The following is a 22,034-nucleotide window of genomic DNA, read 5'->3' as shown; positions in this document are numbered from 1 at the left end:
ACCGCGCCGCGCGTCCCCGCGCCGGCCAGCCGACCGGACCCGGCGCGCGCCGACGGGACCTGGGTGGCCCGCCGGGCCAGCGCGGTCGGGGTGGTCTGCGTGAATTGGCAACAGGTGTGCCTGGGCGTCGCCGCCGCCGGCCGACCGATCGACGTGTGGGTCACCGACCAGGTGCTGCAGTTCTACGACGGCGACCAGTTGCTCAGGACCCAGAAACGCACCACTCCCGGGGAGGTGAGAGTCGAGCGATCCCAGGCGCCGCAGCAGCGCCGTACAGTGCAAACGAGTGTCAGGGATCAACCGAAGTAGATCCGTCACCCATCAACCGAATGTATTCAGGCCTACCGATCCCGGTCTCCCGGGAGTCGTCGCAGCTCCCCGGGGCAGGAGGGGTGGGATGACCGAGTCGGACGAGAGCTACTTCGTGCGCGCGGGCGAGCACCGCTTCCGCCCGACCGACTGGGCCGGCGGCGCCTGGTCGCCGACCGAGCAGCACATCAGCCCCATGGTCGGTCTGGTCGTGCACGAGATCGAGCGGGACGCCGCCGCCCGGCGCGGGGACGGGCTGCGGGTCGGGCGGATCACCGCCGACATCCTGGGCGTGATCGCGCTGGAGGAGTTCGGGCTCGAGGTCTCGGTCGTGCGTCCCGGGCGCACCATCGAGCTGGTCGAGGCGGTGGTCACCGCGGCGGGCCGACCGGCGGTCCGGGTCCGTGCCTGGCTGCTCGCCGCGACCGACACCCGCGCGGTGGCCGGCGGCCAGCCCGACGCGCTCGCGTCCCCGGACGGCCTCGGGTCCTGGCCGCTCACCTCGGTGTGGCCGGGCGGCTACATCGCCTCGCTCGACGTACGCCCGCTCGCCGAGCCCGCGCAGGGGCGCGCCGCCGCCTGGGTCACCACCCACCTGGAGCTGCTGGCCGGGGAGCCCACCAGCGAGCTGGCGCGGTACGTCGCGCTCGTCGACACCGCCAACGGGATCGCCGTGCGCGAGTCGCCGAAGACCTGGATGTTCCCCAACGTCGACCTGTCCGTGCACCTCTTCCGGCAGCCGCGGGGACTGTGGGTGGGCCTGGACACCACCGTGGTCTTCGGCGAGGACGGCTGCGGGCTGACGTCCACCGTGCTGCACGACCAGGAGGGCCCCGTCGGGCAGGCCGCGCAGGTCCTCACGATCAGGCCCCTGGGCTGATCGGGGGACGGTTCGGGAGGCCTCCTAGGCTCGGAGGCGGCCCCCGGCCGTCAACCCCCGACCCCCAGGAGACGACGTGACCCACCGCAGGACCATCCCGACCCGAGCAGCCGCCGTGGCGCTCGCCGCGATCCTCGCGACCGCGCTGGCCGGGTGCGGCAACGACGGCGCCGACGGCGAGGCACAGCCGGCTGCCACAAGCACCGCGGCCAACGGTGACGTGTACGCCGACGCCGACGTCACCTTCGCGACGCAGATGATCCCGCACCACGCGCAGGCGGTGCAGATGGTCGAGATGACCCGCGGCCGCCCCCTCGACCCCGAGGTCGAGGAGCTCGCCGCCGGGATCCGCGACGCCCAGGTGCCCGAGGTGGAGCAGATGAGCGACTGGCTCACGTCCTGGGGCGAGGAGGTCCCGGCCACCTCGCTCGACCACGCCAACGCCGACTCCCACAGCATGCACGGCATGGGCGACGCCGACGAGATGCCCGGGATGATGTCGGCCGAGGAGATGGACGACCTGGCATCGGCGTCGGACTCGGAGTTCCAGGACATGTGGCTGGAGATGATGATCGACCACCACGAGGGGGCGATCGAGATGGCCCGGGCCGAGCAGGAGGACGGCCGGTTCCCCGACGCCGTACGCCTCGCGAAGTCGATCGAGAGCAGCCAGGCGGCGGAGATCGACACCATGCAGGAGCTGCTCGGCTGACTCGCCGCCCCCCGGGCGCAGCAGCACCATCGGGGGTCGTTTCCCGGCGTGACACGCCGCCGTGACCGAACCTTCACGCGCCGCCGCGAGAAAATGCCTGTCCGGAAACTGGATCCGGACGCGGGGCTTGGTAGTGTCGGTGGTGCAACAGGTGCAAGTTCCAGCAGGTCTGACGCCCGCGGAGTTTGTGATCCAACGGCGTTTCTTCTTCGTGTGTGCCACTCACGCAGTCGGAGCGACGTGTCACCGCATCTGATGCGGATCGTCGAAGTGACGATTCTCGCCCCGATGAAGGAGTAACGAGCAAATGGCTCAGGGCACCGTGAAGTGGTTCAACGCCGAGAAGGGTTTCGGCTTCATTGCGCAGGAGGACGGCGGCGACGACGTCTTCGTGCACTACTCGGCGATCCAGTCGCAGGGCTACAAGTCCCTCGACGAGAACCAGAAGGTCGAGTTCGACGTCACCCAGGGCCCCAAGGGTCCCCAGGCGGAGAACGTCCGTCCGCTCTGATCGCGGACCGAGGACCGGCCGGCACCTGTCGTCCGTCTTCAACGAGGCCCCACCCGGTCGGGTGGGGCCTCGTCCCATTTCCGGGCCTGCGGACGGCCGGCTGGGCCCCTGACCCGGCCGGGTGGTTGCTGTCCCCCAAACGGGTCAGATTTGCGCCCGAGGGTTTGATTCCGCGGGGCGTCGGGCACCCTTGTGGCACGGGGGATGTCCGACCACGCATGACCCAAGGGAGCCAAGAAGGTGCACGATCAGTTCGACGTCACTCTCGAAGACGCCGACCTGCTCGGCGAGGTGGAGCTGACCACCAACCTGATCATCGCCGCCAGCGAGGCCGACGAACACCTGCCCGCCGAGCAGATCGACGAGATCCTCGGCGTCGCTCCCGAGCCGCGCCAGGCCAGCTAGCCTCCTCCGCTCTCCGGACCACCTCCTCCGGTTGGGTGTCATACCGTAGGGGGGTATCGTGGTGGCATGGCAGAGCACCAGCACGGCTACATCCACCGCAAGGACGACTACCTCAAGCGGCTGCGCCGCATCGAGGGGCAGGCGCGCGGTCTGCAGCGGATGGTCGAGGAGGAGAAGTACTGCATCGACATCCTCACCCAGGTCTCCGCGATGACCAAGGCCCTGCACGCCGTCTCGATCGGCCTGCTGGAGGAGCACATGAACCACTGCGTGGTCGACGCCGCCCGCGCGGGTGACGACGAGGCGCGCGAGAAGGTCAGCGAGGCGGTCGACGCGATCGCACGACTGGTCCGTTCCTGACCACCACCGGACCCGAGGAGATCTTCGTGAGCACCCAGAGCACCTGGACCGTCACCGGCATGACCTGCGGCCACTGCGTCGCCTCCGTCTCGGAGGAGGTCGCCGAGATCGACGGCGTCGAGGACGTCGACGTCGTCCTGGAGACCGGCACGGTCACCGTCACCAGCGCCGCCCCGCTCGACCGCGCGGCCGTCGAGGCCGCCGTGGCAGAGGCGGGGTACGCCCTGGCATGAGCGCGAGCACGCCGCTGCGCGTGGCCGGCTTCCTCGCCGGCCTGGTGGCGGTCTTCGCGCTCGCCCTGGGCCTCGGCCGCCTGGTCGGGCCGCTCGACGTGGCCGACGCCGACGACGGCCACGACATGACCGGCACCACCGCCGGCCACGACATGGACACCAGCGGGACCACGCCGGTGGGGGCGCTGCAGTCGGCCGAGGACGGCTACGTCCTCACCCTGGCCGACCCGACCCTCGCGCCGGGGCGGCAACGCCTCGCGTTCACGATCAGCGGGCCGGACGGCGCGCCGGTCACGGCGTACGACGTGGTGCACGAGAAGCGGCTGCACCTGGTCGTCGTACGCCGCGACCTGACCGGCTTCCAGCACGTCCACCCGCGCCTCGACCCGGGCAGCGGCCGGTGGTCCACCGACGTACGCCTCACGCCCGGCGTCTGGCGGGTCGTCGCAGACTTCACACCCGCCGGGGGTGAGCCCCTGACCCTGGGGCAGGACCTGTCCGTGCCGGGCGGCTTCGCCCCGGCGCCGCTCGGCCCCGAGCGGCGGGTCGCCACCGTGGACGGCTACGAGGTCCGGCTGGCCGGTGACCTGACCGCCGGTGCCGAGGCCCGGCTCGCGCTGACCGTGGCGCGGGCCGGTGAGCCGGTCACCGACCTCCAGCCCTACCTGGGCGCCTACGGCCACCTGGTGGCGCTGCGGGCCGGCGACCTGGGCTACCTGCACGTGCACCCGGACGGCGAGCCGGGCGAGGTCCCGGCCGGCCCGGAGGTCGTGTTCCACGCCGACGTGCCGAGCGCGGGGTCCTACCGGCTCTTCCTGGACTTCCGCCACGAGGGCGTCGTGCGCACCGCGGCGTTCACCGTGCACGTGGGCGACGAGGCGCTCGGGTCGCACGAGACCCCCGGGGAGGCCGACCATGGTCACTGACGTCGAGCTCACCATCGCGGGGATGACCTGCGCCTCCTGCGCCAACCGGATCGAGCGCAAGCTCAACAAGCTCGACGGGGTCGTCGCCACCGTCAACTACGCCACCGAGAAGGCGAAGGTCACCTACCCCGAGACCGTGACCACCGACGAGCTGCTCGCCACCGTCGAGGCGGCCGGCTACTCGGCGCGGCTGCCGGCTCCGCCCGCTCCCGACCGGCCCGGTCACCGGGACGAGGCCGACGTCGAGCTCGACGCGCTGCGGCAGCGCCTGGTCGTCTCCGCCGTGCTGACCCTGCCGGTGGTGCTGCTGGCGATGGTGCCGGCGCTGCAGTTCGACTACTGGCAGTGGGCGTCGCTGACGCTGGCCGCGCCGGTCGTGGTCTGGGGCGGCTGGCCCTTCCACCGGGCCGCCTGGACCAACCTCCGGCACGGCGCCTCCACCATGGACACGCTGGTGTCGATGGGGGTGCTCGCGGCGTTCGGCTGGTCGCTGGTCGCGCTGTTCTGGGGCACGGCGGGCACGCCCGGCATGACGCACCCCTTCGAGCTGACCGTGCAGCGCACCGACGGCCTCGACAACATCTACCTCGAGGCCGCCGCCGGGGTGACGACGTTCCTGCTCGCCGGCCGATGGTTCGAGAAGCGGTCCAAGCGCCGCGCCGGGGCCGCGCTGGCCGCGTTGCTGGAGATGGGGGCCAAGGAGGTCACCCTGCTCGAGGACGGCCGCGAGCGGCAGGCGCCGGCCGACCAGCTCGGCGTCGGGACGCTCTTCGTGGTGCGTCCGGGGGAGAAGGTCGCGACCGACGGGGTCGTCGAGCGGGGCACGTCCGCGGTCGACGCCTCGATGCTGACCGGGGAGCCGGTCCCGGTCGAGGTCGGACCCGGTGACGAGGTGGCCGGCGCGACCGTCAACGCCGGCGGGCGGCTCGTCGTGCGCGCCACCCGGGTCGGCGCGGACACCCAGCTCGCCCAGATGGCCCGGCTGGTCGAGGAGGCCCAGAACGGCAAGGCCGACGTGCAGCGCCTCGCCGACCGGATCTCCGGCGTCTTCGTGCCGGTCGTGATCGCGCTCGCCGTCGGGACCCTCGGTTTCTGGCTCGGCGCGGGGGCCGGGGCGTCGGCGGCGTTCACCGCGGCGGTGTCGGTGCTGATCATCGCCTGCCCGTGCGCGCTGGGGCTGGCGACGCCGACAGCGCTCATGGTCGGCACCGGTCGCGGTGCGCAGCTCGGGATCCTGATCAGGGGGCCGGAGGTGCTCGAGTCCACCCGTCGGGTCGACACGGTCGTGCTGGACAAGACCGGCACCGTCACCACCGGCCGGATGGCGCTGGTCTCGGTGGTGGCCGCCGCGGGGGAGTCCCCGGAGGAGGTACGCCGCCTCGCCGCCGCCCTGGAGGCCGGCTCCGAGCACCCGGTGGCCCGAGCGGTCGTCGAGGGTGCCGGGGAGCTTCCCGACGCCTCCCGGTTCGCGAACGTCGAGGGTCTCGGGGTCCAGGGCGTCGTCGAGGGCCGGGAGGTGCTGGTCGGGCGGCCCCGCCTGCTCGCCGACCGGTCCCAGCAGCTGCCGGCCGACCTGGTCGCCGCCGTCGAGTCGGCGCAGGCCGAGGGGCGTACGCCGGTCGCGGTCGGCTGGGACGGCCGGGCGCGCGGCGTGCTCGTGGTGTCCGACACCGTGAAGCCCACGTCCGCGGCCGCCGTGCGTGCCCTGCGCGACCTCGGGCTGGAGCCCGTGCTCCTGACCGGTGACAACGAGCGCGCGGCCCGGGCGGTCGCCGCCGAGGTCGGCATCGACGAGGTGGTCGCCGACGTGCTGCCCGCCGGGAAGGTGGACGTGGTCAAGCGGCTGCAGGACGAGGGCCGGGTGGTGGCGATGGTCGGCGACGGGGTGAACGACGCCGCCGCGCTGGCCCAGGCCGACCTCGGGCTCGCGATGGGCACCGGCACGGACGTCGCCATCGAGGCCAGCGACCTGACACTGGTGCGGGGCGACCTGGTGGTGGCCGCGGACGCGGTGCGGCTGGCCCGGCGCACGCTCGCCACGATCAAGGGCAACCTGTTCTGGGCGTTCGCCTACAACGTGGCCGCGCTGCCGCTGGCCGCGGCCGGGCTGCTCAACCCGATGCTGGCCGGCGCCGCGATGGCGTTCTCGTCCGTCTTCGTGGTGTCCAACAGCCTGCGCCTGCGCCGCTTCTCCTGACGCCGACCCGTCGCACGTTGACCGGGGAGAACGTCGACCTGTCGTGAATTCACGACGGGTCGACGATGTGCTGGCGTGAAGCTGCGACGGGTCGGCGATCAGCAGGTGGCGAAGAGGACCGGCCCGGTGCTCAGGTCGGAGAGCACGTACTGGCCCTCCTTCGGCACCAGGCTCATCGTGACCAGCCGGCCGTCGGCGGTCACGGAGTCCACCGAGAACCGGTCCCGGAAGTCGCCGCCCTGACCGGGAGCCGGGCCGGCGGCCAGGGTGGCGCGCGTGTCGGCGTTGGTCCGCGCCTGCTCGTCGGTCTCGAAGGACATCACCACCCGGACCCGCCGGTCGGTCTGCACCGACATCGCGAACCCCTTGATCGGGTTCACCTCACCGGCGTCGGCGAGCAGCTCGTCGGCGACGTCCTGGTCGTTCTGGTCGGCCTGGCTCATCGCCAGCGCCGAGCAGGTGTAGTCGCCGGCGTACACGGACGCGGAGAGGGGCGAGCCGCTGGCGTCGACGACGTCGGTCAGGTCCGAGGAGGCGCCGTCCCCGTCGAGACCGTCCACCGAGGAGGCCAGGTAGGCGGCGTTGTCGCTGGTCAGCACGAGGTGCTCGTCGGGGACCAGGGCGACGTGCTGGAGCTCGGGGGTCAGGTCCGGCCCGATGGCGTTCATCAGGTCCGCGCCGCCGCGCCACACGCCGGTGTCGGAGGACGGGCGGGTGTAGCCGACCCGGGCGAGGTCGTCGCCGATCTCGTCGAAGTCGGCGTCGTCGGGGAGGTGGATCATCACGACCGCGCCCTTGCCCGACTGGCTGAACAGCTCCCAGTCCGCGGTCGCGGGGGAGAAGCCGTACCTCTCCTGCAGCACCGGCGCCGACTGCACCAGCGCCGAGGTCGACGTGAGGTCCCGCTCGTAGCCGCGGTCCAGGAAGCGCTCCAGCTGGCCCACCGACGAGTCGGCGGTCAGCGGGGTGCCGAACACGCGGCGGATCCCCGACCAGTCGGTCCAGGAGAGCCGCTCGGCGTCCGACGGTGCCATCGAGGCGGCGCGCTGCAGGTCGGTGGACGGCTGGGCACGCCACCACAGCAGCCCGCCGATGGCCAGCCCCAGCACCAGCACCCCCACGAGCACCGCCACGACGGCGATCGTGAGGCGTTTGCGCACGGGGTCTCCTGTCCTGGGGCGAGGTGGTGTGAGACTAGCGGCATGCCACTGAGGGACGTGCTCGCCGCCGGCGTCGTGGTCTTCCGGCCGGGCCGCAAGGTCCTGCTCGTGCACCGGCCGAGGTACGACGACTGGTCGTTCCCCAAGGGCAAGCTCGACCGGGGGGAGCACCCCACCGCCGCCGCGGTCCGCGAGGTCGCCGAGGAGACCGGCCTGCACGTGCGGCTCGGCCCGCCGCTGGGCTCGCAGCGCTACCAGAACGGCAACAACCGGATGAAGACCGTCTTCTACTGGACCGGCCGCGTGGTGGGGGACGACGACGTCAGCGGGTACGCCGTCAACGACGAGATCGACGCCGTCGAGTGGGTCGGGATCGACGAGGCGTGCGCACGGCTGACCTACCCCCACGACCGCGAGACGCTCACCGAGGCGCTGCGGCAGCGACGCAGGACGCACGCCCTGGTGGTGCTGCGGCACGGCGCCGCCCGCTCCCGCAAGGCGTGGCGGCACGACGACCGGCTCCGCCCGCTCGTGGTGGCCGGGCAGACCCAGGCCCAGCGGCTGGTGCCGGTGCTCGCGGCGTACGACGTCAGCCGGGTGGTCAGCTCGAGCAGCACCCGCTGCGTCCAGTCGGTCCAGCCGTACGCCGACACCACCAGCTGGAAGCTCGAGCTGGACCACGGGCTGAGCGAGGAGGACGCCACCGCGGAGTCGGTGCTCGCGACCGTCGACGACCTCGTCCACGGCGACGAGGGAGCCGTGCTGTGCACCCACCGGCCGGTGCTGCCGGCGGTGTTCGACGCCCTCGGGATCGAGGACCCGCAGCTGGAGCCCGCGGGCCTGCTCGTCGTGCACCTGCGCAAGGGCAAGGTGGTCGCGACCGAGGCCCATCAGGTCCGCTGAGTCAAGGGTCCCGAGCCTTGTTCACGTGATCGCCGTCTCACCGGTCCCGCTCTGTTGACGAGTGGGCGGTTCGAGTTCACCCCTCGTTCACCGACGACCCCGTAGCCGGACACCTGCGCTCCTTAGCGTCCCTGCTGTCATCCCCGAGAGAGACATCAGGAGAACGAAGTGAAGAGCACTTCCATCCGCCGGGCAGTCGTGCCCGGTATCGCCGCCCTGACGCTGGCGCTGTCCGCCTGCGCAGCCGGCAACGAGTCCAGCAGCGACAGCGGCGACTCGAGCCTCAGCGGGACCCTCAACGGCGGTGGCTCGTCGGCCCAGGAGTCCGCGCAGGGGGCGTGGCGCGCCGGCTTCCAGAGCGCCAACGGTGACGGCGTCACCGTCAACTACGACCCGGTCGGCTCGGGCACGGGTCGCGAGAACTTCATCTCCGGCGCCTACATGTTCGCCGGTTCCGATGCCGCCCTGAGCACCGACGAGGGCGAGCTCGACAAGGCCATGGAGCGCTGCGGCGGCGAGGACCCGATCGAGGTCCCGGCGTACGTCAGCCCCATCGCGGTCGTCTACAACCTCGACGGCGTGGACAACCTGCAGCTGTCCGCCCCCGTCCTCGCCGACATCTTCGCCGGCAAGATCACCAAGTGGAACGACCCGGAGATCGCGCAGGACAACCCGGACGCCGACCTCCCGGACGAGACCATCACCCCGGTCCACCGCTCCGACGACTCGGGCACCACCGAGAACTTCACCGACTACCTCAACCAGGCGAGCGAGGGTGCGTGGAAGTGGGACGCCGACGGCGTCTGGCCGATCAAGGGTGGCGAGGCCGGCGAGGGCACCTCGGGCCTGGTGGCCGCGGTCAAGGCCGGCAACGGCACCATCGGCTACGCCGACGAGAGCCAGGCCGGTGACCTCGGCGTCGCCGCCATCAAGGTCGGCTCGGAGTACAACGCCCCGTCCGCCGAGGGCGCCGCGAAGGTGCTCGCCCTCTCCCCGCGCGTCGAGGGTCGCGGCGACACCGACATGGCCATCGAGGTCGACCGCACCTCCACCGAGTCGGGCACCTACCCGATCTCGCTGACGTCGTACCTCATCGCCTGCCAGCACTACGACAAGGCGAGCGACGCGGCCCTGGTGAAGGGTTACCTCTCCTACGTCGTGTCCGAGGAGGGCCAGCAGGCCGCCGCGGACCAGGCCGGCTCGGCCCCGCTCGAGTCCAGCCTGCAGCAGGAGGCCGCCTCGATCGTCGACAAGATCGCGGCGAAGTAGCCATCACCGACAGTTCGTACGCCGGGGTGCGGCGGGCCGGTTCGCCGGTCCGCCGCACGTTGGCGTTCCCCTGATCGACCAGCAGTCCAAGGAGCACCGTGTCCGTCACCACCGCCGCCCCCCAGGGGGCTCCGGAGCAGGTCTCGGGGAAGCCACCCCGCAGCCGCGGCGACCGCCTGTTCGCAGGCACGGCCAAGGCAGCCGGTCTGGTCATCCTCGCCGCCCTCGCCGGCGTCTTCGTCTTCCTCACCATCGAGGGCGTGCCCGGGCTCGGCCTGCCCGCCGGCACGTACGCGCCCAACGACAGCTTCCTCAGCTACGTCGGGCCGCTGATCTACGGCACCATCCTCGCGGCGGTGCTCGCGCTGATCCTGGCCGTGCCGTTCGCCTTCGGGATCGCGCTGTTCATCTCCCACTACGCGCCCCGCCGGCTGGCCGTGCCGGTCGCCTACGTGATCGACCTGCTCGCCGCCGTCCCGTCGGTGGTGTTCGGCCTGTGGGGCGCCCGCTCGCTGGCGACCTGGCTGGTGCCGGTCCACGAGTGGCTCTACGACCACCTGTCGTTCATCCCGTTCTTCGCCGGCCCGCCCTCGGTGACCGGCCGCACCATCTTCACCGCCGGCATCGTGCTGGCGATCATGATCCTGCCGATCATCACCGCGATCTCGCGGGAGGTCTTCGCGCAGACGCCGCGGCTGGACCAGGAGGCCGCGCTCGCGCTGGGCGCGACCCGCTGGGAGATGGTCCGGCTCTCGGTCTTCCCCTACGCCCGCTCGGGCATGGTCTCCGCGGTCATGCTCGGCCTGGGCCGCGCGCTCGGCGAGACGATGGCGGTGGCCATGGTGCTCTCCGCCTCGCCGATCGTGACCCTGAACCTGATCTCCAACACCAACCCCGCGACCGTGGCCTCGAACATCGCGTCGAGCTTCGCCGAGGCCACGCCCGACAAGCTGCACGTGCTGATCGCCACCGGACTGGTGCTGTTCGCCTTCACGTTCGCGGTGAACTTCGCCGCCCGGTGGGTCGTGGGCCGCAACGAACGGAGGATGGCGCGATGAGCACGACCGAGGCCACCCGTGACCTGGCCGCCCCGATGCGGCTCTCCCACCCGCTGCTGCCGAAGTGGGCCCCCACCCTGGTGGTGGTCCTCGCCGTCGCCGCCGCCGGCCTGCCGGCGATGCTGCTCGGCTGGAGCCTCGTCGGCTGGCTGGCGCTCGCACTGGTCCTGTTCCTGGTCGGGCTGCCGGCCTGGTCGCTGGCCGTCGAGAACCGCCGCGCCGCCGTCGACCGCCTGATGACCGCGCTGGTCTGGTCGTCGTTCGGCGTCGCCGTGCTGCCGCTGGTCTGGCTCGTCTGGACCGTGGTCGCGGAGGGCGCGTCGGTCATCGACGGCGAGTTCCTCACCTACTCCATGCGCAACATCGTCGGCGAGGGCGGCGGCATCTACCACGCCCTGATCGGCACCCTGCTGGTCACCGCCGCGGCCGCGGTCATCTCGGTCCCGGTGGGCATCTTCGCGGCGATCTACCTCGTGGAGTACGGCAAGGGCACCCGGCTGGGCCGCTGGATCACGTTCCTGGTGGACGTGATGACCGGCATCCCCTCGATCGTGGCCGGCCTCTTCGCCCTGGCGCTGTTCGTGCTGCTTTTCGGGCCGGAGACGCGGATGGGCTTCGGTGGCTCGGTGGCGCTGTCGCTGCTGATGATTCCGATCGTCGTGCGCGCGACCGAGGAGATGCTGCGCCTGGTGCCGGCCGACCTGCGCGAGGCGTCGTACGCCCTGGGCGTGCCGAAGTGGCGCACCATCACCAAGGTCGTGCTGCCCACCGCGATGGGCGGCATCATCACCGGTGTCACGCTCGCGGTCGCGCGTGTGATCGGCGAGACGGCACCGCTGCTGGTGATCGCCGGCAAGACCGACTCGGTGAACGCCAACCTGTTCAACGAGCGGATGACCACGCTGCCGGTCTACATCTACTACTCGTTCACCCAGCCGGGCGTCGCGCCGGCGGGCAGCACGGAGGCGCCGGGCATCGCCCGGGCGTGGGGCGCCGCGCTCGTCCTCATCGTCATCGTGATGGTGCTGAACCTGCTCGCGCGGGTCGTCGGCAAGTTCTTCACCCCCAAGAAGGGCTGACCCGGAGATCCCGGGCCCCTCCCCTTCGACAGACAAGGAACACTCAGACCATGGCCAAGAGCATCGACGTCTCGGACCTGAACATCTACTACGGCGACTTCCTCGCCGTGCAGGGTGTCAACATGACCATCAAGGCGCGCTCGGTGACCGCGTTCATCGGCCCCTCGGGCTGCGGCAAGTCCACGATGCTGCGCTCGCTGAACCGGATGCACGAGGTGATCCCCGGTGCCCGGGTCGAGGGCAAGATCATGGTCGACGGCCAGTCGCTGTACGACGCGTCGGTCGACCCGGTCGCCGTGCGCCGCCAGATCGGCATGGTCTTCCAGCGGCCCAACCCGTTCCCCACGATGTCGATCTACGACAACGTGCTGGCGGGCAACCGGCTGAACGCGAAGAAGCTGAAGAAGTCCGAGTCCGACGACATCGTCGAGAAGTCGCTGCGCGCCGCCAACCTGTGGGCCGAGGTAAAGGACCGGCTCGGCAAGCCCGGCATGGGCCTCTCGGGCGGCCAGCAGCAGCGCCTCTGCATCGCCCGCGCCATCGCCGTGGAGCCGCAGGTCCTGCTCATGGACGAGCCGTGCTCGGCGCTCGACCCGATCTCCACCTCCGCGATCGAGGACCTGATCCACGAGCTGAAGTCGGACTACACGATCGTGATCGTCACCCACAACATGCAGCAGGCCGCGCGCGTGTCCGACGACACCGGCTTCTTCAACCTCAAGGCGACCGGCGAGCCCGGCCACCTGGTCGAGTTCAACCCCACCAAGAAGATGTTCACGAACCCCGACAACGAGTCGACCGAGGCGTACATCTCGGGTCGCTTCGGCTGATTCTCGTCGGATAGTCCGGCACGTTTCTGATGGCGGGCCGGATTTCTCTGGGTAGTCCGGCACGTTTCGTCCTGTCCGTGGGGCAGGAACCGTCCACAACGTGCCGGACTATCGCCTTCCTGGCCCCGCCTGTGGATGACCGGTCGCAGCGCGGCGCCCCGGTCCCGACGCTGGCGGCATGTCCAGTGCCCCGTTCCAACCGCCCCCGTTCCACCCCGCCCGCCCGCACCTGGTCGCCCCGGTGCGGGTCGACCCGTCGGGCGCAGCCGGCCCCAGTCCGACCCAGGTCGGTGCGGAGCGGTGGCGACGGTCCTCGAGGGGCCTCTACGTGCCGGGCCACCTCGACCCGGCTCTCCCCGAGCAGCGGATCGTCGAGGCGGCGGCGCTCCTTCCGGCGTACGGCGGTGTCACGGGGTGGGCCGCACTGCGATGGGCCGGGGGTCGGTGGTTCGGCGGGCTCGCCGAGGGCGGCCACGCCCTCCGGCCGGTCACCCTGGCCATCGGTGGCAACGTCCGGAGCCGTCCCGGCGTGCAGATCTGCGAGGAGGGGCTCGACCCCCGGGACCTGACGGAGATCGACGGGCTGCGCATCACGACGCTCGTGCGCGCGGTGTGCTTCGAGGTGCGCTACGCGCGCGACGTACGACGTGGCGTGCTGGCGCTGGACATGGCGGCCCACGACGACCTGGTGTCCGTCGACGAGGCAGCCGAGTACGCCGCCACGCTGGGCACGTGGACCGGCATCCCGTGCTGCCGGGAGGCGCTGGGCCTGGCCAGCGAGAACTCCTGGTCGCCGCAGGAGAGCCTGATGCGACTCATCTGGGTGCTCGACGCGAACCGGCCGAGGCCGCTGTGCAACGTGCCGATCTTCGACCCGCACGGACGCCACCTCGCGACGCCGGACCTGTTCGACGCGGAGGCGGGGGTGATCGGTGAGTACGACGGACCGCTGCACCTCGTCGAGGCCCAGCGCCGGCGTGACGAGGTGCGGGAGGCGGTCCTGCGCGAGCACGGCCTGGAGTACGTCGCGATGACCGCGGCCGACCACGCCGACCCGGTGGCCCTGGTCGCCCGCATCCACGCGGCGTACACCCGAGCGGCCCGGATCCCCGAGTCGTGCAGGAGCTGGACGCTGGACCAGCCGGCCTGGTGGATCGACACCTCCACCGTGGCGGCCCGGCGTGTCCTGACCGAGAACCAGCGCGACCGGGTGCTGCGCTACCGGGCCGGGTGAGGCCTGAAATCGGATAGTCCGGCACGCTTCTGACGGACGCTGGTCAGAAAACGTGCCGGACTATCGCCCCGGGCGGGCCCAGGTCGGAAAACGTGCCGGACTATCCCGTCTCAGACGGGGATCGTCACGTGCAGGATCCCGTAGCAGAGCGCCGCGACCAGGCCGGCCGCCGGGAAGGTGAGGACCCAGGCGGTGACGATCGAGCGGGCCACGCCCCAGCGGACGGCGGAGAAGCGCTTGGTGGCGCCGGCACCCATGATCGAGGACGTGATCACGTGGGTGGTCGAGATCGGCGCGTGCCAGACGAAGGCCGTCGTGTAGAGCACTGCGGCACCGACCGACTCGGCGGAGAAGCCGCGGGCGGGGTCGAGGTGGATGATGCGGCGGCCGAGGGTGCGCATGATGCGCCAGCCACCGGAGTAGGTGCCGAGCGAGATCGCGCTCGCGGCGCAGATCACGACCCACAGCGGCAGCGGGTCGTCGGCCGAGGCGTGGCCGGAGGCGACCAGCGCCAGGAAGATCACGCCCATCGTCTTCTGGGCGTCCTGGAGGCCGTGGCCGAGCGCGAGCGCCGCGGCGGAGAGGGTCTGCGACATCCGGAAGCCCCGGAAGACCCGGTGCGGGTTGCGGCGCCTGAAGATCCACATGATCGAGAGCATCACCAGGAACGCCAGCACGAAGCCCACGATGGGTGAGGCGACCATCGGGATGACGACCTTGTCGAGGATCGTCTTCCAGTGCACGGCGGCGCCGGCGGCCAGCGCGGCGCCCACCAGCCCGCCGATCAGGGCGTGCGAGGACGACGAGGGCAGGCCGAAGTACCAGGTGATGAGGTTCCAGGCGATCGCGCCGAGCAACCCTGCGAGCACGACGATCAGGCCGGCGTTGCCGTCGGGCGGCACGATCGTGTCACTGACCGTGTGCGCGACCTCCTGTCCGAGGAGCGCGCCGACGAAGTTCATGACCGCAGCCAGCAGCAGCGCGACGCGCGGCGTCAGCGCCCGCGTCGACACCGAGGTGGCGATCGCGTTGGCCGCGTCGTGGAAACCGTTGGTGTAGTCGAAGCTCAGGGCAACGACGACTACCGCGATGACGATCGCGATGTCCATGCTTTCAGGACTCCTTGACCGCGATCTGCTCCACGATGTTGGCGACCTTCTCGAAGGCGTCGATGGCAGCCTCGAGGGACTCGACGATGTCCTTGAGCTTGAGCACCTCCATCGCCTTGAACTCGCCGGAGAAGAGGTTGGCGAGCGTGCGGCGGTGGTTCTTGTCGCCGGCGTTCTCGAGTCGGTTGATCTCGATCCAGTACTCGTCGAGCGACTGCATCGACTGCAGCTGCGGCATCGCGGCGGCGGTGATCTCCGCGCAGCGCTGGATGACCTCGACCTGCGCCGACAGCTCGGACGGCAGCACCTTGACCTCGTAGAGCAGGATCTGGTCGACGACCTCGTCCATCATGTCCATCACGTCGTCGAGGCCAGAGGCGAGGGCGTAGATGTCCTCGCGGTCGAACGGCGTCACGAACGTGCTGTTCACACGCCGGACGATGGCGTGCGTGGTCTCGTCGGCCTGGTGCTCGGCCTCGCGCATCCGTCGCGCCACGTCCTCGTGGTCAGCGGGGTCGCTGAGCATTTCGGCGAGCAGTCCGGCGCCTGTGACCAGGTGCTGTGCGGACTCGGTGAAGAGGTCGTAGAAAGTCGTGTCAACCGGGCGGAATCGCAAACCCACGGAGAACTCCTGGTGAGGAGGAGAAGAACGGCCATCATGCTAGGGGGTGCGATCGCGAAAGATGCAAGTGAGGGCCGTGTCAAGCGGACGTACGACGCCGCCGCTGACGCTCGATGAGCGTCTCCTGGAGATGCACGCCACCCTCGTTGCCGGCCCACGTGCCGGTGCTGTCCAGCAGCCAGGCGCTGGTGTCGGGGTCGAAGGCGAGGTCGAGCAGCCGGCCGACGGCCTCGACGTTCTCGCCGTCGGGCAGCCGCACCAGCACCTCCACGCGCCGGTCGAGGTTGCGGTGCATCATGTCCGCCGAGCCGATCCAGGCGACGGGCTCCCCGGCGTTCTCGAACCAGTAGACCCGGCTGTGCTCGAGGAACCGCCCGAGCACCGACCGCACCTCGATCGTCTCCGACAGGCCGGGTACGCCGGGCCGCAGCGCGCAGATGCCCCGCACCAGCAGCTGGATCGGGACCCCCGCCTGGGAGGCCAGGTAGAGCGCGTCGATGACCCCTTCGTCGACGATCGAGTTGGCCTTGAAGCGGATGCCTGACGGGCGCCCGGCCTGGTGGTGGTGGATCTCGCGGTGGATCTGCTCGACCAGGCCGACGCGGACGGAGTCGGGGGCGACGAGCAGCTGGCCGTAGATCGCGTTGCGCGACCAGCCCGACAGGTTGTTGAAGAGGTGGGCGACGTCCTCGGTGACCAGCTCGTCGGTGGTGATCAGGCCGAGGTCCTCGTACATGCGGGCGGTCTTGCCGTTGTAGTTGCCGGTGCCGATGTGGGCGTAGCGGCGGATCCCGTCGGGCTCGTCGCGGACCACCAGGGAGAGCTTGCAGTGGGTCTTGAGCCCGACCAGGCCGTAGACCACGTGGCAGCCCGCCTGCTCCAGCTTGCGCGCCCAGCGGATGTTGGCCTGCTCGTCGAACCGGGCCTTGATCTCCACGATCACCAGCACCTGCTTGCCGGCCTCGGCGGCGTCGATGAGGGCGTCGATGATCGGCGAGTCCCCCGAGGTGCGGTAGAGCGTCTGCTTGATCGCGAGCACGTGCGGGTCGGCGGCGGCCTGCTCGATGAAGCGCTGCACCGACGTCGCGAAGGAGTCGTAGGGGTGGTGCAGCAGCACGTCGTTGCGCCGCGCGGCCTTGAACACGTCCACGGGCGCGGCCGACTCGACCTCGGCGAGCCGCGGGTGGGTGGTCGGGACGAAGGCGGGGTACTTCAGCTCCTCGCGCGGCAGGTCGGCGATGTCGTGCAGCCCGCGCAGGTCCAGCGGCCCGTTGAGGTGGAAGACCTCCTCCTCGGTGATGCCGAGCTCGCTGACCAGGAGGTCGAGGACGGCCGGGGAGATCGACTCCTCGACCTCGAGCCGCACCGGCGGGCCGAAGCGGCGCCGCAGCAGCTCCTTCTCCAGCGCGGCGAGGAGGTTCTCGGCGTCGTCCTCCTCGACCTCGAGGTCCTCGTTGCGGGTGACCCGGAAGCTGTGCACCTCCAGGACGTCCATGCCGGGGAACAGCCGGTTGAGGTGCTGGCGGATCACGTCCTCCAGCGGCACGAACCGCTGGTTGCCCAGTGGCACGAACCTGGCGAAGATCGGCGGCACCTTGACCCGGGCGAAGTGCTCCTTGCCGGTCTTGGGGTTGCGGACCAGCACGGCGAGGTTGAGCGAGAGCCCGGAGATGTAGGGGAACGGGTGGGCCGGGTCGACGGCCAGCGGCGTGAGCACGGGGAAGACCCGGTCGCGGAACAGCCGCTTGCAGAACTTCTGCTCGTCGCGGTCCAGGTCGTCCCAGCGCACCAGCTGGATGCCGGCGTCGCGCAGGGCGGGCACGATCTCCTCGCTGAACTGCCGGGCGTGCCGCTCCATGAGCCCGCGGCTGGTGGTCCAGATCTGCTCGAGCACCTCGCGCGGCATCAGCCCCGACGCCGCCCGGACGGCCAGGCCGGCGGCGATGCGGCGCTTGAGGCCCGCCACCCGGACCATGAAGAACTCGTCGAGGTTGCTGGTGAAGATGGCCAGGAACCGCACCCGCTCGAGCAGCGGCAGGTCGGGGTCCTCCGCCAGCTCGAGGACGCGCTGGTTGAAGTGCAGCCAGGACAGCTCGCGGTCCAGGAAGCGGTCTTCGTACTTCTCGACGGCGGCGAGCTCCTCGTCGTCGGGGAAGTACGGCGGTTCGACGTCGAACGTCTCGTGTCCTCCGACCTCCTCGACGGAGTGGGCGACGCTCGGCACGCTCTCGGGGCTCATGCCCTTCAGTGTCGCACCGCCGGGTGAACGAGAGATGACGTTCACGACCCCCCTGATCGGGTACAACTCCCCTTGTGGAGGATCCCGCACATCGCGTGCACCGCAGCTTCGACCCCCATCCGTCCAGCGTCGGTGACGCGCGTCGCCAGGTGCGTGAGCTGCTGACCGGTGCGGGCCGCGACGACCTGCTCGAGGCCGCCGAGCTGGTCGTGACCGAGGTGGTCACCAACGCCCTCGTGCACGCCGGGACCCGCATCGACGTCGCGACCGCGCTCGGCGAGACCGGGCTGCGGGTCGAGGTCAGCGACGGGAGCGACCAGCTGCCCACGGTCCGCCACAACGACGCGCTCGCCGGGACCGGCCGCGGGCTGCGGCTGCTGCAGAGCACCGTCGACCGATGGGGCGTGGACAGCCACGACGCCGGCAAGACGGTGTGGTTCGAGCTGGCCGCGGGTGCGGGCGAGGGCGAGCTGACGACGTACGACGGGGACGGACTCGGGGAGCTCCAGGTGCTGAGCCGCCGCGACGAGCGGGGCATGGTGTGCGTCGAGCTGAGGAACGTGCCGCTGCTGCTGCACGTCGCGTGGCACCAGCACGCCGAGGCGCTGCTGCGGGAGTACCTCCTCGCCAGCCTCGGGGACGAGACCGACCTCGACGGCCTGCAGGCGCACGCCGCCTCGAGCGAGGCGATCTCGCTGCTGCTCGACCACCTGCCCGACCCGGGTGTGGGCGAGGACCCCGACCAGGTGATGGCCACGGCCGTCGAGCCGGGCGTGTCCAGCGAGCGGGAGGTGCTGGCGGTGCCGCTCGACGCGCTGGCCCACTTCCGGGTCCTCGACGAGACCCTCGACGCGGCGCTGGCGCTCGCCGACTCCGGCGAGTTCCTCAACCCGCCGACGCAGCCCGAGATCCGGGCGTTCCGGCGCTGGGTGTGCGAGGAGGTCGAGCGGCAGAGCAGGGGCGGGCAGCCGCTGCCCTGGGTGGACCAGAGCGAGGCGGCTCCGCCGCCGGTGCGTACGCCGCTCGACTGGGCCGGCGAGCAGGTCTCGCGCTCCGGCGAGGCGGTGATCGCCGCCGACGACACCAACGGGATCGTCGCGGTGAGCAAGCCGGCGCTGGCGATGCTCGGGTACGCCGACGAGGCGGAGCTGGTCGGTCGCCGGCTCCTGTGGATCATCCCGTCCCGCTTCCGGCAGGCCCACCTCGCGGGCTTCACCATGCACCTGGCCACCGGCCGCGCACCGCTGCTGGGCCAGCCGGTCTCCGTCCCCGCGCTGCGCAGCGACGGCACCGAGACGGTGGTCGAGCTGACCGTGGAGTCCCGGAGCCTGGCCGGCGGACGGCATGTCTTCGTGGCCACCCTGCGTCCCTGAGGACGGATAGTCCGGCACCTTCTCGTCAGGTCCGCGCCGAAAACGTGCCGGACTACCCACCTGTACGTCGAAACGTGCCGGACTACCCCCTAGAAGCCGCGGCATCGCCCACCGACGGTCGTCCACCGGCGACCACCGCCCCGCTCTTCGGGGTTGGACGTCGTTAGGGTGCGCCCGTGACGTTCAAGCAGCGGATGGCCGACGCGAACCACCGACTCAAGACGCTGAGCCTGCGCGGCGCGATGGCGCTGCCGGAGCCGGTGCAGCGCCGGCTCGCCGGCAAGCCCGTCGTCCGCGACGGGCAGACCCTCGCCACCGACACCCAGCTGGCGCTGCGGCTGCAGCGGCTGGCGCGCGAGGCCGGCGCCGAGACGCTCCCGATCCCGGAGGGGCGCGCGGCGATCCTGCGGCACTCCTCGATGACGGGCGGCAGGCAGCCGATCGGCGCGGTCCGCAGCCTGACGGTGGGCGACCTGCCCGCCCGGCTCTACGTCCCGACCGATGCGCCCGCCACCGGGCCGGCGCTGCTGTTCCTGCACGGCGGCGGCTGGGTCTACGGCGACCTCGACTCCCACGACGCCGCCTGCCGGTTCCTGGCCGAGCAGAGCGGGGTGCGGGTGCTCGCGGTCGACTACCGGCTCGCGCCCGAGGCGCCGTTCCCCGCGGCGTACGACGACGCGCTGGCGGCGTACCGCTGGCTGGTCGCCAACGCCGACTCGGTGGGCGCCGACCCGCAGCGGCTGGCCGTCGGCGGCGACTCGGCCGGCGGGTGCCTGGCCGCGACCACCGCGATCGAGGCGGCCCGCGAGGGGCTGCCGCTGGCGTTCCAGCTGCTCGTCTACCCGGGCACCGACCACACGGCGACCGCGGGCAGCCGCGCGACGTTCGCCGAGGGGTTCTACCTGACCCGGGACTTCATGGACCTCGCCACCGCCAACTACGTGCCGCCGGGCGTCGACCCGCGCGACCCGCGGCTCTCGCCGCTGTACGCCGACCTGCCGGCCGGCCTCGCCCCGGCGTACGTCGTCACCGCCGGCTTCGACCCGCTGCGCGACGAGGGCGAGGCCTACGCCCGCAAGCTGGCCGACGCGGGGGTGGACGTGGAGCTGAAGCGGTTCCCCGACCAGATCCACGGGTTCTTCAACATCGTCGGCACCGCCCGCTCCAGCCGCGCCGCCAACGCCGAGATCGCCGCGAGGCTCAAGGCCGCGCTGGCCTGACCGGGCGCCCGAGGTCAGGCGGACGTCATGCGAATCGTGGGCTAAGACCCACGATTCGCATGACGTCCCGTCCGGCTCAGAGCCCGGCTCAGAGGCCCGGGCGCCAGGCCCGCAGCGCCTCGGTGAACGCGACCCCGTCCACCATCCGCGCGTCCACGGTCACCGGCTCGAGCCCGCGACGCAGGAACAGCACCTTCCAGTCGCGCTCGCCGGGGGTGCCGACCAGCTCGAGGGCGGTGCCCTCGTTGCCCAGGTCGAAGCGGTGCTGCCGCTCTCCGGCCACGATGTCGACCACCCCGTGGTCGATGCGCACGTGCGAGCGCGGGGGACGGGTCCGGATCGCGGGGATGGCCAGCAGCACGGCGCACACGGTCGCCACCACGCCCACGGTGCGGTCCGGCCCGGCGCCGCTGAAGGAGTACGCCGCGACCGCGGCCGCCGCGATCGCGGCCAGGCCCAGCCCGATCGAGGTCGCGACGCTGCGGGCGGGGACGTCGAAGGTGACCGGCTCGTCGTCGACGGCCGTCGCGGTCGCAGGAGAGGCAGTGGAGGCGACCGGCTCGGCCTCGGCGGCCGTGGCCGGCAGCGGCGGCAGCACCACGGGGGTGGTGCGCTGCCACCAGCGCCGGCGGGTGGTCAGCTCGTCGAGGAGCAGCGCACGGGTCTCGGCGAGGGCCAGGGCGAGCTCGCGGGCGCGGTCCTCGGCCTCGCGGCGCTCGCGCATCGCCTCCTCGGCGAGCTCGGCCTGGTGGCGCACGGCCGCCTCGACGGTGGCCCGGTCGAGGGCGCGCTCCTCGACGATCCGGTCGGCGTCGGCGCGGGCCCGTGCCTGCTCGGCGACGGCGGCCTCCGCGTCGGTGCGGGCCCGGAGCGCGTCGGCGAGCGCCGCGGCGTGACTGGTCGCCTCGCGGGCGGCGGCGTCGAGCACCTCACGGGCCCGGCGCTCGGCCGACGCCTTCTCGTCGGTGGCCGCGGCGGCGCGCTCGAGCGCGGCCCGGGCGTCGTGCTCGGCGGCCTCGCGGGCAGCGACGGCGTCCGCGGCGGCGGTCTCGGCGAGGGTCCGGGCCTTGTGCGCGGCCACGGCGGCCTCGGCGTGCTCGCGAGCCTGCTCGTCCGCGGCAACGCGCAGGCGGTGGGCCTCTGCGGTGGCCGCAGCGTGCTCGTCGGCCGCCGTGTGCGCCGCTTCGACTGCTGCGGCTGCCGCAGTGGCGGCGTCGGCCTGCTCGCGGGCGGCCCGCTCGGCGGCCTCGCGCTCCTCCTGGGCCCGGGCGGCGGCGACCGCGCGGGTGCGCGCGTCCTCCTCGGCGCGCATCCGGTGCTCGTGCGCCTCGGCGGCGATGTCGGCCAGGGCCCGGGCGGCCTGCTCGGCCGCGGCGCGTGCGGTGGCCTGCTCGGCGGCGGCGCG

Annotated in this window: 20 protein-coding genes and 2 pseudogenes; 17 read left to right on the top strand and 5 right to left on the bottom strand. The window is 71.9% G+C overall.

Annotated features, from left to right (window positions below; genetic code table 11):
* The 9 genes and pseudogenes from ACFO9I_RS23035 to ACFO9I_RS22995 form a co-directional block, all read left to right on the top strand.
* Positions 1–309 (top strand): annotated as a pseudogene (locus ACFO9I_RS23035) (hypothetical protein); the annotation flags it as partial.
* An 88-nt stretch (positions 310–397) separates the two neighbouring features.
* Positions 398–1,189: a thioesterase family protein gene (locus tag ACFO9I_RS23030; protein ID WP_379185238.1), complete on the top strand. Its 792-nt coding sequence runs from the start codon at positions 398–400 to the stop codon at positions 1,187–1,189.
* A gap of 76 nt (positions 1,190–1,265) precedes the next feature.
* Positions 1,266–1,901, top strand: a complete 636-nt coding sequence (locus ACFO9I_RS23025) for a DUF305 domain-containing protein (protein WP_379185236.1) — start codon at positions 1,266–1,268, stop codon at positions 1,899–1,901.
* A 307-nt stretch (positions 1,902–2,208) separates the two neighbouring features.
* Complete coding sequence (locus ACFO9I_RS23020) at positions 2,209–2,412, top strand: cold-shock protein (RefSeq protein ID WP_028650227.1); 204 nt, start codon at positions 2,209–2,211, stop codon at positions 2,410–2,412.
* Positions 2,413–2,652: 240 nt separating this feature from the next.
* Complete coding sequence (locus ACFO9I_RS23015; RefSeq protein WP_379185234.1) at positions 2,653–2,817, top strand: hypothetical protein; 165 nt, start codon at positions 2,653–2,655, stop codon at positions 2,815–2,817.
* A gap of 66 nt (positions 2,818–2,883) precedes the next feature.
* Positions 2,884–3,177 (top strand): metal-sensitive transcriptional regulator, encoded by a 294-nt coding sequence (locus tag ACFO9I_RS23010; protein ID WP_379185233.1) that lies wholly within the window; start codon positions 2,884–2,886, stop codon positions 3,175–3,177.
* Positions 3,178–3,203: 26 nt separating this feature from the next.
* Positions 3,204–3,410: a cation transporter gene (locus tag ACFO9I_RS23005; RefSeq protein ID WP_379185231.1), complete on the top strand. Its 207-nt coding sequence runs from the start codon at positions 3,204–3,206 to the stop codon at positions 3,408–3,410.
* Entirely contained in the window at positions 3,407–4,336 is a 930-nt protein-coding gene (locus ACFO9I_RS23000; RefSeq protein ID WP_379185229.1) for a hypothetical protein, read from the top strand. Before ACFO9I_RS23005 ends, ACFO9I_RS23000 begins: the two co-directional genes overlap by 4 nt.
* Positions 4,326–6,533, top strand: a complete 2,208-nt coding sequence (locus tag ACFO9I_RS22995) for a heavy metal translocating P-type ATPase (RefSeq protein ID WP_379185227.1) — start codon at positions 4,326–4,328, stop codon at positions 6,531–6,533. Before ACFO9I_RS23000 ends, ACFO9I_RS22995 begins: the two co-directional genes overlap by 11 nt.
* A gap of 98 nt (positions 6,534–6,631) precedes the next feature.
* Here the strand turns inward: ACFO9I_RS22995 and ACFO9I_RS22990 are convergent, their stop codons facing one another.
* Positions 6,632–7,693 carry a hypothetical protein gene (locus tag ACFO9I_RS22990; RefSeq protein WP_379185225.1) on the bottom strand — a complete coding sequence of 354 codons (1,062 nt, stop codon included), beginning with the start codon at positions 7,691–7,693 and terminating at the stop codon, positions 6,632–6,634.
* A 42-nt stretch (positions 7,694–7,735) separates the two neighbouring features.
* Between ACFO9I_RS22990 and ACFO9I_RS22985 the strand changes: the two genes are divergently transcribed.
* From ACFO9I_RS22985 to ACFO9I_RS22960, 6 genes are all read left to right on the top strand, one after another.
* Positions 7,736–8,596, top strand: coding sequence for an NUDIX hydrolase (locus tag ACFO9I_RS22985; protein ID WP_379185224.1), 861 nt, complete (start codon positions 7,736–7,738; stop codon positions 8,594–8,596).
* A gap of 168 nt (positions 8,597–8,764) precedes the next feature.
* Complete coding sequence (gene pstS, locus ACFO9I_RS22980) at positions 8,765–9,865, top strand: phosphate ABC transporter substrate-binding protein PstS (protein ID WP_379185222.1); 1,101 nt, start codon at positions 8,765–8,767, stop codon at positions 9,863–9,865.
* Positions 9,866–9,963: 98 nt separating this feature from the next.
* Positions 9,964–10,923, top strand: coding sequence for a phosphate ABC transporter permease subunit PstC (gene pstC, locus ACFO9I_RS22975; protein WP_379185220.1), 960 nt, complete (start codon positions 9,964–9,966; stop codon positions 10,921–10,923).
* Positions 10,920–12,002 carry a phosphate ABC transporter permease PstA gene (gene pstA, locus ACFO9I_RS22970; RefSeq protein WP_379185218.1) on the top strand — a complete coding sequence of 361 codons (1,083 nt, stop codon included), beginning with the start codon at positions 10,920–10,922 and terminating at the stop codon, positions 12,000–12,002. Before pstC ends, pstA begins: the two co-directional genes overlap by 4 nt.
* A gap of 50 nt (positions 12,003–12,052) precedes the next feature.
* Positions 12,053–12,832, top strand: a complete 780-nt coding sequence (pstB, locus tag ACFO9I_RS22965) for a phosphate ABC transporter ATP-binding protein PstB (RefSeq protein ID WP_379185216.1) — start codon at positions 12,053–12,055, stop codon at positions 12,830–12,832.
* Positions 12,833–13,010: 178 nt separating this feature from the next.
* Positions 13,011–14,066 (top strand): hypothetical protein, encoded by a 1,056-nt coding sequence (locus tag ACFO9I_RS22960; RefSeq protein WP_379185214.1) that lies wholly within the window; start codon positions 13,011–13,013, stop codon positions 14,064–14,066.
* A 110-nt stretch (positions 14,067–14,176) separates the two neighbouring features.
* Here ACFO9I_RS22960 and ACFO9I_RS22955 read toward each other — a convergent pair whose 3' ends face one another.
* The 3 genes from ACFO9I_RS22955 to ACFO9I_RS22945 form a co-directional block, all read right to left on the bottom strand.
* On the bottom strand, positions 14,177–15,175 hold the full coding sequence (locus tag ACFO9I_RS22955; RefSeq protein ID WP_379185212.1) for an inorganic phosphate transporter: 999 nt from the start codon (positions 15,173–15,175) through the stop codon (positions 14,177–14,179).
* Positions 15,176–15,179: 4 nt separating this feature from the next.
* Entirely contained in the window at positions 15,180–15,797 is a 618-nt protein-coding gene (locus ACFO9I_RS22950) for a DUF47 domain-containing protein (RefSeq protein ID WP_379185210.1), read from the bottom strand.
* Between the two features lie 79 nt (positions 15,798–15,876).
* Positions 15,877–18,036: an RNA degradosome polyphosphate kinase gene (locus tag ACFO9I_RS22945; RefSeq protein WP_379185208.1), complete on the bottom strand. Its 2,160-nt coding sequence runs from the start codon at positions 18,034–18,036 to the stop codon at positions 15,877–15,879.
* A 95-nt stretch (positions 18,037–18,131) separates the two neighbouring features.
* Here ACFO9I_RS22945 and ACFO9I_RS22940 point away from each other — a divergent pair, with 95 nt between their 5' ends.
* Positions 18,132–19,409: an ATP-binding protein gene (locus ACFO9I_RS22940; RefSeq protein ID WP_379185207.1), complete on the top strand. Its 1,278-nt coding sequence runs from the start codon at positions 18,132–18,134 to the stop codon at positions 19,407–19,409.
* 176 nt (positions 19,410–19,585) lie between these two features.
* Positions 19,586–20,629, top strand: coding sequence for an alpha/beta hydrolase (locus ACFO9I_RS22935; protein WP_379185205.1), 1,044 nt, complete (start codon positions 19,586–19,588; stop codon positions 20,627–20,629).
* An 88-nt stretch (positions 20,630–20,717) separates the two neighbouring features.
* Here the strand turns inward: ACFO9I_RS22935 and ACFO9I_RS22930 are convergent.
* Positions 20,718–22,034: pseudogene (locus tag ACFO9I_RS22930) on the bottom strand (hypothetical protein); the annotation flags it as partial.

It is taken from the genome of Nocardioides sp. GCM10023255 (genome assembly GCF_042653125.1).
GTDB lineage: Bacteria > Actinomycetota > Actinomycetes > Propionibacteriales > Nocardioidaceae > Nocardioides.
The sequence above is the reverse complement of the archived record's forward strand: the minus strand, read 5'-3'. Positions and strand labels throughout refer to the sequence as shown.

Coding starts and splice junctions, on each gene's coding strand:
- ACFO9I_RS23030 (WP_379185238.1), top strand. CDS start 398: ATGACCGAGTCGGACGAGAGCTACTTCGTGCGCGCGGGCGAGCACCGC.
- ACFO9I_RS23020 (WP_028650227.1), top strand. CDS start 2,209: ATGGCTCAGGGCACCGTGAAGTGGTTCAACGCCGAGAAGGGTTTCGGC.
- ACFO9I_RS23010 (WP_379185233.1), top strand. CDS start 2,884: ATGGCAGAGCACCAGCACGGCTACATCCACCGCAAGGACGACTACCTC.
- ACFO9I_RS23000 (WP_379185229.1), top strand. CDS start 3,407: ATGAGCGCGAGCACGCCGCTGCGCGTGGCCGGCTTCCTCGCCGGCCTG.
- ACFO9I_RS22995 (WP_379185227.1), top strand. CDS start 4,326: ATGGTCACTGACGTCGAGCTCACCATCGCGGGGATGACCTGCGCCTCC.
- ACFO9I_RS22985 (WP_379185224.1), top strand. CDS start 7,736: ATGCCACTGAGGGACGTGCTCGCCGCCGGCGTCGTGGTCTTCCGGCCG.
- pstA (WP_379185218.1), top strand. CDS start 10,920: ATGAGCACGACCGAGGCCACCCGTGACCTGGCCGCCCCGATGCGGCTC.
- pstB (WP_379185216.1), top strand. CDS start 12,053: ATGGCCAAGAGCATCGACGTCTCGGACCTGAACATCTACTACGGCGAC.
- ACFO9I_RS22960 (WP_379185214.1), top strand. CDS start 13,011: ATGTCCAGTGCCCCGTTCCAACCGCCCCCGTTCCACCCCGCCCGCCCG.
- ACFO9I_RS22955 (WP_379185212.1), bottom strand. CDS start 15,175: ATGGACATCGCGATCGTCATCGCGGTAGTCGTCGTTGCCCTGAGCTTC.
- ACFO9I_RS22945 (WP_379185208.1), bottom strand. CDS start 18,036: ATGAGCCCCGAGAGCGTGCCGAGCGTCGCCCACTCCGTCGAGGAGGTC.